The following is a 16,325-nucleotide window of genomic DNA, read 5'->3' as shown; positions in this document are numbered from 1 at the left end:
ATGTACTTAACATAAATATTCATATATTAAATACAAAAGAAATTACTTTTGAATTGCTGTATATTTTTTAACAATAAATCTGAACAAAAATTATTATTTAAACTTACATATGAATTTATTAATTTATAACTTGCAAAAAATATTCACTTAAAGTTTTAACGATATTTACTTAAAGAATATTTAAACTCTTAAGCTTTACTAAAAGTTTTAAAACATCTCCTGGGTTGTCATCAACAATTTTATATAAATTTTCTCCTTCAGGAGCAGGATAATAATAACTTAAATAATTACCATTTTCTACATACTCAATTACTCCAAGTACAGCAGGTTTCCATCCATTTTGTACTAATCTATCAAAAATGTTTTTTTCAATTAGTATTTCCAGAGATTCTGGAATAAAGCTCTTGTTCCAAAGAATCCTCCAAGCATCTTCAAAATTAAATTCAAACATATCTTCATAACTTAGCTTTTGTTCAGTATTTAATATGCATTGAATCTCACTTACTCTTATTTTGCCAAAACTCTTAATTATATAATTATATCTATATTTATCTTTTATTTTATAATAAAGCTTATCTTTTTCTTCTGCAATCCACCCACCTTTAATAAGTGCTGTATCTGAATAGGCTGTTTTCATATTAACTTTAAAACTTATAACTTCCATTTTTAATCTCCTTTATAAACATTTTTAAAACTTCCCACTTATTTTTTAAATAGTAAACACATTATACCATAATTTTTTTTATGTCTTATAGATTAACAAAAAACATTAACCAATTTTACACTTATAACATAAAATGTAATGAAATCTTTTTTAAAGGAGCATTTTAATGTACGAAGATAACTTTAACGATTTTGAACCTTTTACCTTTGATGACGAAGATGATTTCTTTGAATTCACCCCACCTTTTAGCTGCCCATTATACCGTCAGCAATTTCCATTCCCAGGGGGAGGCGTAACTCCGCCTAGACCACCTTTTGGCACACCTGGAGGTGAACCTGGTACACCTGCAACGCCGCCACCTAGTTTTACACCTTCACTATCTCAAGCTCAAAGCCTTGGTGCTGGAACCCCTGGAGTTTTAGCAGTAGATCCAGGTGCATTAAGACCTTGCAGATTTAGATTTGTTTACTTATGGCTAAAAGGAGGAAGAAGTTTCTGGGCATATTTAACTTTTGTTGGCAGACGTTCTGTATCAGGCTTTAGATGGAATGGCCGTAGATGGGTTTATTTTGGAGTTGATACAAGAAGAATAGATTATTTTATTTGCTATTAAAATTTTAAAAAACCCTGCAGGATGAATCCTGCAGGGTAAACATACAATATTAGAACTATCTTCTAAATCCTCTATTGTTGTTATTGTTTCTTTGAGCCTTTCTTGCTTTTCTGCATTCTGGGCATCTTTGTGGTTCATTTTCAAATCCTTTTTCTTTGTAGAAAGCCTGCTCGCCTTCTGTAAATACGAAATCTTTTTCGCAATCTTTACATACTAGATTCTTATCTGCCATTTCAACATTCCTCCTTTTCTGAAATATTAGATTTAAAAATTGACTAACATAGATTCCTTAAAAGAGGATATGTTGATCTAATTTAAATCTGCTGCCAACAATCATTAAGACTATAAGCACTATGTTATAATAACACGTTTTGAAATAATATGCAATAGGCAAATAAAATATATTTAGAAACTTATTCTATTTCAATCCTGACTTCTTGTTACCTATCTTCTCACGTCTTTTTTCAAGTTCAGATTCTATATCTTCTAATTTAATACCCTGAGAAACCATTAGTACTAAAAGGTGATAGGTTAAATCAGAAATTTCATATATAATTTCATTTTTATTATTATTCTTACTGCCTATTATTACCTCAGAACATTCTTCTCCAACTTTTTTTAATATTTTATCTATACCTTTTTCCAATAAATAATTCGTGTAAGATCCTTCAATTGGATTATCCCTTCTATCTTCAATAACATTATATAATTCCTGTAATACATTTTTTTCTCTCATTTAGTTGTTCCCTCCAATTTTAACCTCTCTATAAAAACAGCTTTCCTCTCCTGTATGACAGGCAGCTCCAACCTGATCTACTTTTATAAGAAGCGTATCTCCATCACAATCTAAGCTTATGCTTTTAACATACTGAAAATGCCCTGAAGTTTCCCCTTTGTTCCAATACTTTTGCCTTGACCTGCTCCAAAACCATGTTGTACCTGTCTCTAAGGTTTTTTCAAAAGACTCTCTATTCATATAAGCAAGCATCAATACCTGCCCAGTTTTATAATTCTGGATAATTGCAGGTACTAATCCCTTGTCAAATCTAATTCCATCTATAATATTCATAAACCCTCACCTAAATTTTAAATTCTAACTTCAATACCGCTATTTTTAATAGACTGCTTTACTTCTGCTATAGTTAATTCTCTATAGTGAAATAAAGAAGCTGCCAAGGCTGCATCTGCCTTAGTTTTTTGAAATACTTCAGTAAAATGTTCAAGTTTTCCACAACCGCCGGAAGCTATAACTGGAATATTTACACTATCAGCTATGGCATTTGTCAGTTCAATATCATAGCCATTTTTAGTTCCATCTGCATCCATACTTGTTAAAAGTATTTCTCCTGCTCCTAAGCTTTCCACTTTTTTAGCCCACTCTACAGCATCTAAACCCGTATCTATTCTTCCTCCATTTATAAATACATTCCAACCGGAATTATCTGCTCTTTTCTTTCCGTCTATAGCAACAACCACACATTGTCTTCCAAACATTCTAGCAGCATCACAGACTAAATTTGGGTTTCTAATAGCAGCAGAATTTACTGAAATTTTATCAGCACCTGCCCTTAAAATCTCTTTAAAACCTTCTACTGTGCTTATTCCTCCACCTACAGTAAGAGGTATAAAAACCTGCTCTGCAGTCCTTTCAACTACATCAATCATTGTTTTTCTTCCTTCGTGAGTTGCGGTTATATCTAAAAAAACTATTTCATCAGCACCTTCAATATTATAAAACTTTGCAATTTCTACAGGGTCACCTACATCTTTTAAGTTTACAAAGTTTACTCCCTTAACAACTCTTCCCATATTTACATCCAGACAAGGTATTATTCTTTTTGTAAGCATGCTATACACCTCTTCCAACCTTTATAGCTTCTTCTAATGAAATAGTTTTACTGTATATAGCCTTTCCTGTAATTGCACCATGTAAATTCATACTAGTTAGTATTTTTATATCTTCAATATCTTTAATTCCCCCTGAAGCGATTATGTCACAGGATACACTTTCATTCAGAAGTCCTGTAGCTTCAAAATTCGGTCCAGTTAAAGTACCATCTTTGCTTATGTCTGTAAAGATTATAGTTTTAACTCCTATTTCTTCCATCTTTTTCCCAAAATCAATATAGTTTACTTTGCTAAGCTTAACCCAGCCTTCTATTGCTACAAAGCCATCTCTTGCATCTATTCCAACTGCAATTTTATCTCCAAACTTTTTTACAGCTTCTTTAACCAAATCCGGATTATTAAGTGCAGCTGTACCAAGTATAACTCTACTAATACCAGCCTTAATTAAAGCTTCTATAGTATTAATATCTCTTATACCTCCTCCTAACTGTATTGGCAGCTTAACTCTTTCTATAACCATAGTTATAATCTCTAAATTTTTAACATTTCCCTTCAAGGCCCCGTCTAAATCAACCATATGAATATACTCTGAACCTGCTTCTTTAAATTTTAAAGCTGTAGAAACAGGGTCATCTGCAACCACCTGTGAACTTGAAAACTCTCCTTGATAAAGTCTTACACATTTTCCATCTTTTAAATCCATAGCAGGATAAATAATCATTTCAACTTCCTCCAGTCCAATACTACAGCTCACCGAAATTTTTAAGCATCTTTATCCCACAATCTCCGCTTTTTTCAGGGTGAAACTGCATTCCAAATACATTGTCTTTACTTACAATACCTGGTATTTTTCTGTCATATAAAGTATAAGCATTTAATATTTTCTCCTGGCCTATTTCTGCGTAATAAGAATGGACAAAATATACATAACTGCCTTCTTTTACTCCATAAAGCAGCCTGCAATCTTCTTCAAAGATAAGATTGTTCCATCCCATATGAGGTACTTTAACATTTCCTTTTATCTTTTTTATGCTTCCTTTAAACAGTCCAAGACCTTCACATTTTATTATTTCTTCACTTTCTTCAAACAAAAGCTGCATTCCTAGGCAAATTCCTAAAATTCCCTTGCCTTTTTTTGCTTCCTCTTTTACAACAATATCCAAACCCATTTTTTTCATATTCTCCATAGCATCAGGAAAAGCTCCAACACCAGGTATTATAATTTTACTGCTGTTTTTTATCTCTTCTATATCAGAAGTTATTTTTGAAGGAACATCTAAATACTCTAAAGCCTTCTGAACGCTCCTTAGGTTTCCCATACCATAATCTATAATAGCTATCAAATAATTTCACTCCTTTCAGTAAAACTACAAAGACCCCTTAGTAGATAAAACTCCTTTTATTCTAGTGTCAATAGTAACAGCTTCACCTAAAGCCCTTCCAAAAGCTTTAAACATTGCTTCTGCTTTATGATGGTTATTTTTACCGTATAACACCCTGCAGTGAAGAGTAAGTCCTGCATTCACTGCTACTGCCCTAAAAAATTCTTCAATCATCTCGGTATCAAAATTTCCCAGTTTATCTACTGTAAAGTCAGCTTCCAAGACTAAATATGGTCTTCCGCTTATATCCACGGAAACTGTGGCTAACGTTTCATCCATTGGTACAAAACTTGTTCCATAGCGTTTTATTCCGCTTTTATCTTTTAAAACTTCTTTAATGCAGGCTCCTAATACAATTCCTACATCTTCTACAGTGTGATGAGAGTCTACAAATAAATCTCCTTCAGCCTTTATGCTTAAATCAAATTGTCCATGCTTTGCAAAAAGATTAAGCATATGATCAAAGAAACCTATTCCTGTACCTCCAGCAAAATTTCCTTCTCCATCTAAATTCAGATTTATTTCAATGTTTGTTTCATTAGTTTTTCTAACTACCTTAGCACTTCTATACATACTAAACTCTCCTTAGAACTTTTAAAAATTCTTCATTTTCTGCTCTGCTGCCTACAGTTATTCTCAGACAATTTTTAAGTCTTCCAGCCTTGAAGCTTCTAACCTTTATTCCTTCTTCTAAAAACTTCTTGTTTACTTTCTCCGCATCATTTACTTTTATTGTAACAAAATTAGAATTTGTTGGATATATTTTTATATTTTCAATTTCTTTAAGTCCCTGAAGAAGAAACTCTCTTTCTTCAAGTATAGCTTTAATATTACTGTTAATAATCTCTGTCTCTCTAAGTACAACTTCTGCTATAGTTTGGGTCACAGCATTTAAGTTATAAGGCGGTTTTGCCTTCCTCAGCTCATTTAACAATATTTTGTTTGAAGCCAAAAATCCTACTCTGAGTGCAGCAAGTCCCATTGCCTTAGAACAAGTTCTAAGTACTATTAGATTTTCATATTTATCTATTAGGTCAATTACTGTCTTTCCGTAAAACTCATAGTAAGCTTCGTCAATTACTACAATGCAATTACAGCCTTCTATTATCTTTATAATTGTTTCTCTTGATATTACTCCACCTGTTGGATTATTAGGGTTTGATATAAATAAAAGCTTAACTTCTTCTCTATTGACATTATCTATAAGTTCTTCAGCATTCAGCTTAAAGTCTTCATCTAAATCAAACACTATAGGAATTCCCCCAGCTAATTTAATGTAAATATTATACATTGAAAAATCGGGACTTAATATCATTACTTTATCACCGTCATTTATAAAGGCATTTGACGTTATCTGAATAAGCTCATCAGAGCCATTTCCTGCCATTAAACTGTTGAAATCTACTTTTGCGTAATCTGCATAGGCTCTGCAAACATCACTGGCAGTTGGGTCTGGATATCTATTAAGTGCAAAGTCTTTTACTGCTTCTAAAAGTTTTTCTTTCAGTTCATCAGGAAAGTGTAAATAACTTTCATTTGCATCCATTCTAATCCTGTATTCATTTTTTTCTGCATCATAGGGCTTAAAATCCTTTAAGTCTTCTCTAAAAAAGTTTTTTATCATTCTTCAAACCTCACTTTAATAGAATTTGCATGAGCAGTAAGTCCTTCTACCTCTGCAAGTTTCATAATTTGATCCTTAGCCTCTTTTAAAGCAGTTCTTGAGTAATATATATAACTTGATTTCTTTACAAAATCATCTACTGAAAGCGGTGAAAAAAATCTTGCTGTTCCACTGGTTGGCAGTACGTGGTTTGGTCCTGCAAAATAATCTCCAAGAGGCTCTGGAGAATAAGAACCTAGAAAGATAGAACCTGCATTTTTTAAATCTCCAAGTAGTAATAAAGGCTCTGAAACTATAACTTCTAAATGCTCTGGAGCAATTTCATTTGCCATTTTAATAGCTTTACTAATATTCTCTACAACAATAATAGCCCCGTAATTTTCTAGCGAAGTTTTAATAATATCTTTGCGGCTTAAATTTTCTATCTGTCTTTCTAATTCAGCCTTTACCTTTTCACCTAATTTTAAAGAAGTAGTTACAAGTATTGAAGAAGCCAAAACGTCATGTTCAGCTTGAGACATTAAATCTGCTGCCACGTACTTAGGGTCTGCGCTTTCATCTGCAATTATTAAAATTTCGCTCGGTCCTGCTATCATATCTATATCTACTACACCATAAACTGCTCTTTTAGCCATGGCTACATATATATTCCCCGGTCCAACTATCTTATCTACCTTTGGCACACTTTCTGTTCCATAAGCTAAAGCCCCTACCGCCTGTGCTCCACCAACCTTAAATATCTTATTTACCCCTACTAAATCCGCTGCCACAAGTATATTAGGATTTATACTGCCATCCTTTGAAGGCGGAGTAACCATGTACAAGTTCTCAACCCCAGCAACCTTAGCAGGCACAGCATTCATAAGCACTGAAGATGGATAGGCAGCTGTACCACCGGGAACATAAATACCTACATTACTAAGCCCTCTTATTGTCTGCCCCATTATTACTGCCTTATCTTTTGTAGTAATCCAAGAATTTCTCTTTTGTTTTTCGTGAAAATCCTTTATATTAACTATTGCAGCTTTAAGAGCTTCTATAAAATCCTTATCAGCCTTATTATAAGCCTCCTGAATTTCCTCTTTTGTAACTACAAAGTTATCACTATTTACTTTTTCGCTGTCAAACTTTTGAGTATATTCAATGACAGCATCTTCTCCTCTCTGCTTTACATCCTCAAGTATTTTATTAACTCTATTTATAACATCGACTTGAACAGCTTCTGCTCTTTCCTTTAAAGATTTCATATATTCCTTGCCTTCTAAGCTATTGCCACTAACAATTTTAATCATCTTAACTCTCCTTTACTATAAACTTCTTAGTTAAGCCTCCTGCTCATATAACATATTTTATATATTGCTGCGACAAGTAGTAACCCTTAACCCTACCCTTGATTATTATCTACATAGCTTTGTACCTTCTCTATTAAGCTTCCTATTCTCTCCTTACGTATCTTCATGCTTGCCTTATTTACTATCATTCTTGCACTAATATCGCATATCTTATCTACAATTATAAGTCCGTTTTCCTTTAAGGTACTTCCAGTTTCAACAATATCCACTATGGCATCTGCTAAGCCTAAAATAGGTGCTAATTCTACAGAACCATCAATTTTAATAATTTCCACATCTTCTCCCTTGTTTCTAAAATAGTTTCTAGCTACTGTTGGATACTTAGTAGCAATTTTTTTAACATTATAACTCTGAGAATCTAAAAAATCAGGAAGAGCTGCCAGTGCAAACATACACTTTCCAACCTTTAAATCTACCACCTCATAAAAATCCTTGTTTTGATTCATTAAAGTATCTTTACCTACTATTCCTATATCTACAACTCCATGTTCTACATAAGTCAATACATCTGCAGATTTTACAAGAACAAATTCTATTCCACTTTTATCATCTTTAAATATAAGTTTTCTACCCTTATCCTTAAGCTCTGTACAATCTACACCTATAGCTTCAAACATATTTACTGCATATTTTTCTAATCTTCCCTTTGTAAGTGCAATTCTTATATTCCTCATACTCTCCTCCATACTCCTTAAACCCAACCTATTACTTATTCTGTCTTTAAATCTTCTTCAATAACTGTTCCATTTTCTTTTATAAATATCACTTTTTCAAAACCTTTAGTTTTAGCATATTCTAAACTTTTATCCTCCCTATCAAACAGTGTAAGTTCTGCTACCACTCCTTTTGCCCTTATATTATCAACAAGTTCATAAGCTTTTTTTGTAAAATTACTGCTGTAATGTATTAAAACTTTTCTTTCCTCATCTTTTTTATAACCTTGTCTTTTAAGAGCAGTCATAGCATTATCTACATTTATTGCAAAACCTGTTGCAGGCATACCGCTTCCAAAATTAGATACTAAATTATCGTATCTGCCTCCACTTAAAATATTGCTGCCTATTTCGCTGCTGTAGCCTCTAAAAATTATTCCTGTATAATAATCCATGTGCTGAATCATTCCTAAATCTATGGATACATGTTTCAATAACCCCACACTTTCAATATTTTTATATATTAATTCAATATTTTCTATAGCCTGCAATGCTCTTTTATTACCCGTTAAATTCCTTGCCTTGTCAAAAATTTCTTCTCCTCCAAATAGTTCTGGCAAACTTTTCAGCGCCTGTGCACTTTCTTTAAAACTTTTCTCATTTTTCTCCACAAACTCTCTTAAGGCTGAAAAATTCTTTCTCTCAATAAAAGTTCTAAGATTATCTAATTGTTCATTATCCAAGTCTAAATTTTCTATTAAACCTTTAAAAAATTCAGCCTGTCCAAGCTCCACTTGAAAATTCTTTAAACCTATAGCTAATAATCCTTTTATTGCAGTTATTATGACTTCTGAATCAGCTCTTACATTTTCAGTCCCAATTATCTCAATTCCAGACTGTGTTATTTCGCTATTTTTCCCTTCGTAAAAGTCATTCATTCTAAAAATATTGCCACTATAGCAGACTCTTAATGGATAAACTGCTTCTTTAAGCTTTGTAGCAGCTATTCTGGCAGCTGGAGTTGTCATATCAGGTCTTAGCACTAAAATTCTCCCTCTATTATCAAAAAGCTTATACATTCTTTCCTGCTCTAAAGCTATAGTTTCATCATAAAACACATCGAAAAACTCCAATGTAGGAGAGGATATTTCTAAAAAACCACTTCCAATATATAAATTTCTTAACTTATTTAGTATTTCATACTTGCTGCTGCATTCTTCAAAAAGTAAATCTCTTGCACCTTCTGGTATATATCTTTTTAAAGTTTTCATAGTTTCACATCCTTAAATTTCACTTCATTAATTTATCACTTTATCGTATTAAATTAATAAAATTATATATCTTTGTTTTAATGATGTCAATTAGTTATAGGCTATTATTTAGAAAAAAAATAAAGTGAAGAATCTTACTTCACTTTATTTTACTAGACTATATTATTTACCATAAATGTTGCTGCTTATTCCTTTATGTAGCACATATTTTGCGTATTCCTTTGCTGCAAATAGAGAATGATCTCTGTAATTTCCACACTCTACTGCAGTAGTTGCTGGAACAGCTTCTGTTTCTATAACCTTTTTTAAGGAATAATTAAGTGCTTCTATTACTGCATCAACTTCTACATCACCCCAAGCTACTAGATAAAAACCTGTTCTGCAGCCCATTGGTGAAATATCTATTATACTGTCTAATTTTTCTCTCATGTATCCTGCTAATAAATGTTCCAATGTATGAATTGCAGCTGTTGGAAGTTCTTCTAAATTTGGCTGCATGAATCTTAAATCAAACTTCGAAACATAATCTCCCTTTGGTCCTTGAAGTACACCGCATTTTCTAACAAATGGAGCTTTAAGCTTTGTATGATCTAATAAAAAACTTTCTACTTTAACCATTGTGAATTCTCCCTTTTATTCCTTATTCTACACATATTTTAGTGTAATCTTATAATATTAAACTTTCTTTGTCAATGTTATTTAACCACCTTCTTAAAAACTGCTTATTAACGTTCATAAACATATAATCTTCCATTGCTGGCCTTCAAAAAACCTTCACCTTTAAAACCTTTTTTCCTTAGTAGCTTTTTTATCTCATAAAGAGTTCCTGCATGACTTACAATCAAAATATTGCTGTCTTTTTCATTTTCACTTAAAATAACATTTAATATTTCATTGATTCTCTTTAAGGTTTTAATTCTTCCTTCTGGTTGAGAGAAATGATTCCTCATCCATGCAAACCTAGCTAATACTGCCCATAAATAATAAGGAAGCTTAATATTTAAATTTAACCAGGCTGCTGCAGGTATTTCTACAAGTTTATCAGTAATTATCATATCTCCGTGATAAATAGTTCTAGCAGTAGTTATTGCTCTTGGCATGCTGCTACAATAGCACTTATCCCAATCCTTATCAATTACAAGTTCATTTGGAATAACCTCTGCTCTGTCGTAATTGTACATATGCTCATTATATTCCCTTGAGGTCATAAACCTGCTTCTATATAAATCTACTTTGAAATGTCGTACTAAACCTATTCTCATATAAATTACCTCATTTAAAAATAAATTTATAATGCAATATATTTTATATATTGTACCCATTAGCACTATACTATACTCAATATAAGGTGGCATTTTAATAATTTCTGTTATTCTCCCCAATACTTCTTTATAAACTCATCTCTCCCAGACGCCTGTCTGTCTTTCATATACTCTATTGGATTTTTAATATAAAAATCCTGATGATATTCTTCTGCCGGATAAAACTCTGAAGCAGGGAGTATTTCTGTAACTATTGGCTTATCAAACCTTTTTGATTCTTCTAATACTTTTTTAGAAGCCTCTGCTTTTATTCGTTGTTCTTCATTTTCATAAAATATTGCAGCTCTATATGAGCTTCCTCTATCTTGAAACTGTCCTTCCGCATCTGTTGGATCAATCTGTCTCCAGAAAATCTCAAGCAAGGTTTCATAGCTTACAACATCAGGATCAAAAGCAATTTGTACTGCTTCATAGTGTCCTGTGGTCTGAGCCTTTACTTCTATGTAGGTAGGATTTTCTTTATGCCCACCAGTATACCCGCTTCTAATATCTAACACACCCTCTAATTTTTTAAAAGGTGAAATCATACACCAAAAACATCCTCCTGCAAAGGTTGCAATCTCATATTTTAACTCATTATTTTGTTCCATATATACCCTCCTGCATTTTTAGTACGCACATATCAATTATCAGTTGTTATGACTTATTTTTAAATAGCTATGAATTATTATACTATTACTTTAATATATAAGCTATATAACCATATATAATATAATTTAATTTACAAAACTCAAAACTGAATATAAAGTAATGTAAAATTATTATTCAAGAAAATATTTATGGATAATATACCGGTACTCTTTTAAAAATTTTGTACCTTCTGAAAAACTTATAGAATTGAATAAATTATGCTAATATATAATATATCATATTATATATTAGAAAGAAGGATTAAATTGCACAATTATCTCACTTTAGAAGCAATAAACAAATTGAAAGAAGAAATTGAATACAGAAAGGTAGTAGTAAGAAAACAGATTAACGAGGATCTTAAAGAAGCTAGAGCTCAGGGGGACTTAAGCGAAAACTTTGAATACAAAGCAGCAAAAAGAGACAGAGCTAGGAACGAAGGCAGAATACGCCATCTTGAAAGGATGATAAGAACCGCTAAGATTATACAAGATGATACTGCTGAAGATGAAGTGGGAATAGGAAAAATTGTCTCTATTAGATTTTTATCTGATGATGATGTAGAAGATTTTCATATCGTTACAACTATAGAAGCAGATCCAATAAACAATAAAATAAGCATAGAATCACCCTTAGGAAGAGCTATATACAAGCATAAAGTTAATGAAGAAGTAACAGTAGTATCTCCTGAAGGAAAATATTCTGTTAAAATCGAAAAGGTTGCCTACGATAAAGGACATGATGAATAATTTTCAACATGTCCTTTTCAACTATTTATGTAATAAATTTCACATACTTTTTAGTACTTTAGTCTTATTACAAAATTGTAAATAATCGGTTTACTATGTTAAATTTTAATTAATATAGAGTTATAATATTATTGAAAAAGTCATTCAAAATAAAGGAGATAACTATGAAACTTATAAAAAAGGATGTATTAAAACTTGCAATGCCTATACTTTGGGAGCAGGTTTTTGTAATGTCTATGGGTATGATTAATACAATAATGGCAGGAAACCTTGGTAAAGAGGCAGTTTCGGCAATAGGAATGGTTAACTCTATAAACAATATTTTCATTGCCTTTTTTTCTGCACTGTCAGTTGGAGGCACTGTAGTTGTAGCTCAATTTATAGGACAGGGAAATATAAAAAAAGCAAATGCTTCTGCTAAACAGGCTCTTTATGCTTCAATTTTACTTTCTCTAGTTATTACTATTATTACTTGGATTTTCAGATATCCTGTAATAAATATTTTATTTGGCTCAGCAGAAGCTCAGGTAATAAGCTCTGTATTCATATACTTAGCTATAACTCTTCTTACTTATCCTCTAATGTCCATAGATTTAGTTGCTAAAGGTGTACTTCGTGGTGCAGGTGATACAAAAACTCCAATGATGATTACTATTTATATGAACATTGTTAATGTTGTTTTAAGCTATGTTTTAATATATGGTATATACATAAATAATACTCATTTTACTGTAAATATTGCTGGTATGGGAATTACAGGAGCAGCTCTTGGAATAGCTATATCTAGAGCCCTTGGAACATTTATAATTATGTATATATTATTAAGAGGCTCAAGAATAATAAAACTCACAAAACTAACTGTGTTTAACTTTGACAAAGAGCTTCTAAATCCTATATTCAACATTGGCATACCTGCCAGTATTGAATCTTTACTTTTTAACTGTGGAAAGCTTATTACACAGATTTATATTGTAAGTATGGGAACAGTAGCTATAGCTTCAAATGCAATTTCTGACTCAATAGCCAGCATGCTTAATATTCCCGGCATGGCTCTAAGTATTGCAGCTACAGCTATTGTAGGACAGAAAATGGGGAAGGGTAAAAGCGATGAAGCTGAAAGCTCTTTAAAATACTTAGTTTTATTTTCAACTTTATGTTTAACTATATTAGGTTTAATATCAGCTCCCTTGTCTACATTTTTAACATCTTTATATACTTCAAGTATGGATGTAATTAATTTATCTTCTAATCTTATAAAAATAAATGCTCTTTTTATTATAGCCTGGTCTTGTTCATTTGTTCTTCCAGCTGGATTAAAAGGAGCTGGGGACGTTAAATATACTATGATAACTGCAGTGATAGGCATGTGGATTTTTAGAATCACACTAGGTTATTTTCTTGGAATTACCTTTGGATTAGGACTTATTGGAGTATGGCTAGGTATGTATATTGATTGGATTGTTAGAGGAGCCTTATACCTTATAAGGCTTAAAAACGGAAAATGGAAAAACCATGTTGTTATTAAAGCTACTTCATAAATTAGATGAAAAAGGCTAGTGAAACAATAATTATTTCTTAAATTATTATTTTACTAGCCTCTATAAACTCTTGTGATTAGATATTTAAAAACACCCTGTTATGCATAAGCTTTAATAAAGCTGCTTAACAGGGTTAAATACTATAATTTAAAAGTTACCTTTTTTTCATTGCAGTTTAACTTAACCTCATTTCCATTAGACTTGGTTATTAAAGTTACGCTGTGTCCCCATAGTTCCTGAAGATACTTTAACGTGGCTTCTGCATAATTTAAATTCAACTCCCTTCCGTCAAAAACATGCTCCAGCGTTAAAGACCTATCCTTCAAATTCATATCTATAACTCTTATAACAGGAACCATTCCCATACCGCAATTTTCACAAAGAACATTTCTAATATTAGGAAATCCCTGTTCATCTGAAACTTCCTCAATAAAGTAGTCGCTGCTTTTTTTTACGTATTCAAATAGGTGAAGCTCTTCGCTTAGCTCCTGAGTCAGATATCTTCTCAGGAAGGAAGAATCGCGCTCTAATTCACGCACTTCAAATATTTTTTCTCTTCCATATCTTTTTTCAATATCCTGAAACATTTTAAAACCTAAGAAATAAGGATTTAAACCGCCTCTCCAAGGTGCTACTACGTCGTTATGCCGCTTAATAAATTCAAGATGCAGTGAAGCTGGAAGCTCAAGTTCTTTTAATATAGTATAGTGCCAATAACTTGCCCATCCTTCATTCATTATCTTTGTCTCTATTTGAGGTATAAAATAAAGTGTTTCGTCTCTAACTATTTGAAGTATATTTTTTTCCCACTCAGCTAAATTTCCATATTTCATAATAAAATAAATTATATCTTCCTCTGGCTCAAGGGGAATCTTGCTTACATCTGGCGGTTCTGGCTTTTCATAAGGCTCTAAGATGCTTCGCACCTCACATTTTTTCCTATAATCTTCTATAAGATTCTTAGCTATTTCTTTATCCGTTATCTTTTTCTCTCCTGCCACTCTTGAAATTTGAAGCTTTATAGCATGAGCTGCATCTAAAACCCTCTCCACCTTTTCATAACCTATACTAGGGTCGTTTATATAGCTTCTTATTCTATCTGCATGGCTTTTAAACATTTCAATAGTGTAATCTGCTCTAGTCCCTTCTCTAAACAATCTATTATTCTTAAAAAAGTCATTATGTCCATATACATGAGCCATAGTTAATATTTGAAGCAGCAAAGTATTTTCCTTCATAAGATAGGCAAGGCAAGGATCAGAATTTATAACCATTTCATAAGGGAGCCCTGTGAGATTATACCTATACATTGTTCTATTTCTCTCATAAGACTTTCCAAAACTCCAGTGAGGATACCTAGAAGGCATACCAACATAAGCTTCATAAGCTAACATGTCATTATAGCCTATAATCTCAAATTCCTGCTCATAAAAATCTAATCCTAGCTTTTCAGCCAAATTCTCAATTTCTTCATTCCAACTTTGAAGCTCACTTAATGTATATTCCATCTTCAGCCCTCCTTTATATCCTTTCTTAAAATACCTTTGAGGGCACCCCATAAGTCCTCTTTCTGTTTTATAGATACTGACATAAATTTTTTACTTGTAATTTCCCTTGAAAATCTCTCCTTTAATCCTGCTGAATAAAAACTTGGCATAATTTCTGCATACCCTACCAAATTGCTCACTTCAATTAATTCTTTAACAGCTTTAACAGCTCTTTCATTATCTTCAGTCCAGTTATCTCCATCGCTTACATTAAATGTATATATATTCCAAACACTTGGACTATATCTTTCTTCAATTATTTCAAGAGCTTTAAAGTAACCGCTGGAAATATAAGTTCCGCCAGACTCTACCTTATGAAAAAATTCGTTTTCGTTTACTTCTTTTGCTGTAGTAGAGTGACTTATAAATACAATTTCTACATTAGTGTATTTCATTCTTATAAATCTAGATAATACAAAGAAAAAAGAGCGAGCCAGATATTTTTTAGTATTATCCATAGAACCTGAGGTATCCATTATACAGAATATAACTGCATTGAATTCTCTTTTCATAGTCTTTTTTACTCTGTGATACCTCAAATCGTCTTCTTTAAAAGGAAATCTTTCTATTTCTTCCTCTATATCAGCTTCCCTGTTTGCTCTTTTCTTCCCCTGTTCTCTTTTAATCTTTTCTATAACAGTTCTCTTTTTAGCTAGTCTCGGATTTATTCCGTGCCTTTGATACCCTGACTTTTTAGTAGCATTATCTGAAAGCACTTCTGAAAATTTCTTTTTATCAAGATCTGGCAGTTCTAAATCTTCCATAAGGTAATTCAGTACGTCATCTATAGAAACTTCAGTTTCGTAAATATCTTCTCCTTCTTCATTTCCTGCAGAACCGCTGCCCTTACCTTTCTGGCTCTTGTCGCTTCCTATTTTATCCCCCCTTTTTTCTGAACCGTCACCGCTTCCTACTCCAGGGGTATTTCTTCCATAAATGAACTGATATTCCTTAAGTCCTCTTACTGGAATTTTAATTTTCTTATTTTTCCCTTCACCAATTATGCTTTCTTCGGATAATATATCACCTAAATTCTCTCTAATAGATTTTTCAACAAGCTGACGATGTCTTCTTCTATCTTCTACAGTTCTATCATGGTCTATAGAATTAAATTCTTTGAAAATAGCCATAA

20 protein-coding genes are annotated in these 16,325 nt (G+C 32.3%); 3 read left to right on the top strand and 17 right to left on the bottom strand.

What is annotated here, in order from left to right:
• Positions 1-169 precede the first annotated feature (169 nt).
• A complete protein-coding gene (locus M2651_RS10530) occupies positions 170-664 on the bottom strand; it encodes a hypothetical protein (RefSeq protein WP_252132312.1) in 495 nt (164 codons plus the stop codon).
• 166 nt (positions 665-830) lie between these two features.
• Between M2651_RS10530 and M2651_RS10525 the strand changes: the two genes are divergently transcribed.
• Positions 831-1,277 (top strand): hypothetical protein, encoded by a 447-nt coding sequence (locus M2651_RS10525; protein WP_252132311.1) that lies wholly within the window; start codon positions 831-833, stop codon positions 1,275-1,277.
• A gap of 55 nt (positions 1,278-1,332) precedes the next feature.
• Here M2651_RS10525 and M2651_RS10520 read toward each other — a convergent pair whose 3' ends face one another.
• From M2651_RS10520 to msrA, 14 genes are all read right to left on the bottom strand, one after another.
• The gene (locus tag M2651_RS10520; protein ID WP_252132310.1) at positions 1,333-1,509 is read right to left on the bottom strand and encodes a zinc-ribbon domain-containing protein; all 177 of its coding nucleotides are present in this window, start codon (positions 1,507-1,509) and stop codon (positions 1,333-1,335) included.
• Positions 1,510-1,695: 186 nt separating this feature from the next.
• Positions 1,696-2,013 (bottom strand): phosphoribosyl-ATP diphosphatase, encoded by a 318-nt coding sequence (hisE, locus tag M2651_RS10515; RefSeq protein ID WP_252132309.1) that lies wholly within the window; start codon positions 2,011-2,013, stop codon positions 1,696-1,698.
• A complete protein-coding gene (gene hisI / locus M2651_RS10510) occupies positions 2,014-2,346 on the bottom strand; it encodes a phosphoribosyl-AMP cyclohydrolase (RefSeq protein WP_252132308.1) in 333 nt (110 codons plus the stop codon).
• 17 nt (positions 2,347-2,363) lie between these two features.
• Positions 2,364-3,125 carry an imidazole glycerol phosphate synthase subunit HisF gene (gene hisF, locus M2651_RS10505; protein WP_252132307.1) on the bottom strand — a complete coding sequence of 254 codons (762 nt, stop codon included), beginning with the start codon at positions 3,123-3,125 and terminating at the stop codon, positions 2,364-2,366.
• A gap of 1 nt (position 3,126) precedes the next feature.
• Entirely contained in the window at positions 3,127-3,846 is a 720-nt protein-coding gene (gene hisA / locus M2651_RS10500; protein WP_252132306.1) for a 1-(5-phosphoribosyl)-5-[(5-phosphoribosylamino)methylideneamino]imidazole-4-carboxamide isomerase, read from the bottom strand.
• A gap of 22 nt (positions 3,847-3,868) precedes the next feature.
• Positions 3,869-4,468 (bottom strand): imidazole glycerol phosphate synthase subunit HisH, encoded by a 600-nt coding sequence (hisH, locus tag M2651_RS10495; protein WP_252132305.1) that lies wholly within the window; start codon positions 4,466-4,468, stop codon positions 3,869-3,871.
• 24 nt (positions 4,469-4,492) lie between these two features.
• The gene (gene hisB / locus M2651_RS10490) at positions 4,493-5,080 is read right to left on the bottom strand and encodes an imidazoleglycerol-phosphate dehydratase HisB (protein WP_252132304.1); all 588 of its coding nucleotides are present in this window, start codon (positions 5,078-5,080) and stop codon (positions 4,493-4,495) included.
• 1 nt (position 5,081) lies between these two features.
• Positions 5,082-6,131: a histidinol-phosphate transaminase gene (hisC, locus tag M2651_RS10485; RefSeq protein WP_252132303.1), complete on the bottom strand. Its 1,050-nt coding sequence runs from the start codon at positions 6,129-6,131 to the stop codon at positions 5,082-5,084.
• Positions 6,128-7,423, bottom strand: coding sequence for a histidinol dehydrogenase (gene hisD, locus M2651_RS10480; protein ID WP_252132302.1), 1,296 nt, complete (start codon positions 7,421-7,423; stop codon positions 6,128-6,130). Before hisD ends, hisC begins: the two co-directional genes overlap by 4 nt.
• Before the next feature lie 92 nt (positions 7,424-7,515).
• A complete protein-coding gene (hisG, locus tag M2651_RS10475) occupies positions 7,516-8,157 on the bottom strand; it encodes an ATP phosphoribosyltransferase (protein ID WP_252132301.1) in 642 nt (213 codons plus the stop codon).
• A gap of 35 nt (positions 8,158-8,192) precedes the next feature.
• Positions 8,193-9,407, bottom strand: coding sequence for an ATP phosphoribosyltransferase regulatory subunit (locus tag M2651_RS10470; RefSeq protein ID WP_252132300.1), 1,215 nt, complete (start codon positions 9,405-9,407; stop codon positions 8,193-8,195).
• Between the two features lie 162 nt (positions 9,408-9,569).
• On the bottom strand, positions 9,570-10,025 hold the full coding sequence (locus M2651_RS10465) for an S-ribosylhomocysteine lyase (protein WP_252132299.1): 456 nt from the start codon (positions 10,023-10,025) through the stop codon (positions 9,570-9,572).
• Between the two features lie 107 nt (positions 10,026-10,132).
• Positions 10,133-10,669: a phosphoglycerate mutase family protein gene (locus M2651_RS10460; RefSeq protein ID WP_252132298.1), complete on the bottom strand. Its 537-nt coding sequence runs from the start codon at positions 10,667-10,669 to the stop codon at positions 10,133-10,135.
• 107 nt (positions 10,670-10,776) lie between these two features.
• A complete protein-coding gene (gene msrA / locus M2651_RS10455; RefSeq protein ID WP_252132297.1) occupies positions 10,777-11,319 on the bottom strand; it encodes a peptide-methionine (S)-S-oxide reductase MsrA in 543 nt (180 codons plus the stop codon).
• A 306-nt stretch (positions 11,320-11,625) separates the two neighbouring features.
• Here msrA and greA point away from each other — a divergent pair, with 306 nt between their 5' ends.
• Positions 11,626-12,108 carry a transcription elongation factor GreA gene (gene greA / locus M2651_RS10450; RefSeq protein WP_252132296.1) on the top strand — a complete coding sequence of 161 codons (483 nt, stop codon included), beginning with the start codon at positions 11,626-11,628 and terminating at the stop codon, positions 12,106-12,108.
• 164 nt (positions 12,109-12,272) lie between these two features.
• A complete protein-coding gene (locus M2651_RS10445; RefSeq protein ID WP_252132295.1) occupies positions 12,273-13,646 on the top strand; it encodes an MATE family efflux transporter in 1,374 nt (457 codons plus the stop codon).
• A gap of 140 nt (positions 13,647-13,786) precedes the next feature.
• Here the strand turns inward: M2651_RS10445 and M2651_RS10440 are convergent, their stop codons facing one another.
• Together M2651_RS10440 and yhbH are read right to left on the bottom strand one after the other, a co-directional pair.
• Positions 13,787-15,154 carry a SpoVR family protein gene (locus M2651_RS10440; RefSeq protein ID WP_252132294.1) on the bottom strand — a complete coding sequence of 456 codons (1,368 nt, stop codon included), beginning with the start codon at positions 15,152-15,154 and terminating at the stop codon, positions 13,787-13,789.
• A gap of 2 nt (positions 15,155-15,156) precedes the next feature.
• Positions 15,157-16,323, bottom strand: a complete 1,167-nt coding sequence (gene yhbH, locus M2651_RS10435; RefSeq protein WP_252132293.1) for a sporulation protein YhbH — start codon at positions 16,321-16,323, stop codon at positions 15,157-15,159.
• Positions 16,324-16,325: the final 2 nt, after the last annotated feature.

The sequence above is a fragment of the Clostridium caldaquaticum genome, assembly GCF_023806125.1.
GTDB lineage: Bacteria > Bacillota > Clostridia > Clostridiales > Clostridiaceae > Clostridium_AT > Clostridium_AT caldaquaticum.
The sequence above is the reverse complement of the archived record's forward strand: the minus strand, read 5'-3'. Positions and strand labels throughout refer to the sequence as shown.

What these genes read in the sequence shown, in the direction of transcription:
- hisI (WP_252132308.1), bottom strand. Translation starts at nt 2,346, where the DNA reads ATGAATATTATAGATGGAATTAGATTTGACAAGGGATTAGTACCTGCA.
- hisE (WP_252132309.1), bottom strand. Translation starts at nt 2,013, where the DNA reads ATGAGAGAAAAAAATGTATTACAGGAATTATATAATGTTATTGAAGAT.
- hisD (WP_252132302.1), bottom strand. Translation starts at nt 7,423, where the DNA reads ATGATTAAAATTGTTAGTGGCAATAGCTTAGAAGGCAAGGAATATATG.
- msrA (WP_252132297.1), bottom strand. Translation starts at nt 11,319, where the DNA reads ATGGAACAAAATAATGAGTTAAAATATGAGATTGCAACCTTTGCAGGA.
- M2651_RS10530 (WP_252132312.1), bottom strand. Translation starts at nt 664, where the DNA reads ATGGAAGTTATAAGTTTTAAAGTTAATATGAAAACAGCCTATTCAGAT.
- M2651_RS10520 (WP_252132310.1), bottom strand. Translation starts at nt 1,509, where the DNA reads ATGGCAGATAAGAATCTAGTATGTAAAGATTGCGAAAAAGATTTCGTA.
- M2651_RS10440 (WP_252132294.1), bottom strand. Translation starts at nt 15,154, where the DNA reads ATGGAATATACATTAAGTGAGCTTCAAAGTTGGAATGAAGAAATTGAG.
- hisF (WP_252132307.1), bottom strand. Translation starts at nt 3,125, where the DNA reads ATGCTTACAAAAAGAATAATACCTTGTCTGGATGTAAATATGGGAAGA.
- M2651_RS10525 (WP_252132311.1), top strand. Translation starts at nt 831, where the DNA reads ATGTACGAAGATAACTTTAACGATTTTGAACCTTTTACCTTTGATGAC.
- M2651_RS10460 (WP_252132298.1), bottom strand. Translation starts at nt 10,669, where the DNA reads ATGAGAATAGGTTTAGTACGACATTTCAAAGTAGATTTATATAGAAGC.
- hisB (WP_252132304.1), bottom strand. Translation starts at nt 5,080, where the DNA reads ATGTATAGAAGTGCTAAGGTAGTTAGAAAAACTAATGAAACAAACATT.
- M2651_RS10445 (WP_252132295.1), top strand. Translation starts at nt 12,273, where the DNA reads ATGAAACTTATAAAAAAGGATGTATTAAAACTTGCAATGCCTATACTT.
- hisC (WP_252132303.1), bottom strand. Translation starts at nt 6,131, where the DNA reads ATGATAAAAAACTTTTTTAGAGAAGACTTAAAGGATTTTAAGCCCTAT.
- hisA (WP_252132306.1), bottom strand. Translation starts at nt 3,846, where the DNA reads ATGATTATTTATCCTGCTATGGATTTAAAAGATGGAAAATGTGTAAGA.
- hisG (WP_252132301.1), bottom strand. Translation starts at nt 8,157, where the DNA reads ATGAGGAATATAAGAATTGCACTTACAAAGGGAAGATTAGAAAAATAT.
- yhbH (WP_252132293.1), bottom strand. Translation starts at nt 16,323, where the DNA reads ATGGCTATTTTCAAAGAATTTAATTCTATAGACCATGATAGAACTGTA.
- M2651_RS10465 (WP_252132299.1), bottom strand. Translation starts at nt 10,025, where the DNA reads ATGGTTAAAGTAGAAAGTTTTTTATTAGATCATACAAAGCTTAAAGCT.
- M2651_RS10470 (WP_252132300.1), bottom strand. Translation starts at nt 9,407, where the DNA reads ATGAAAACTTTAAAAAGATATATACCAGAAGGTGCAAGAGATTTACTT.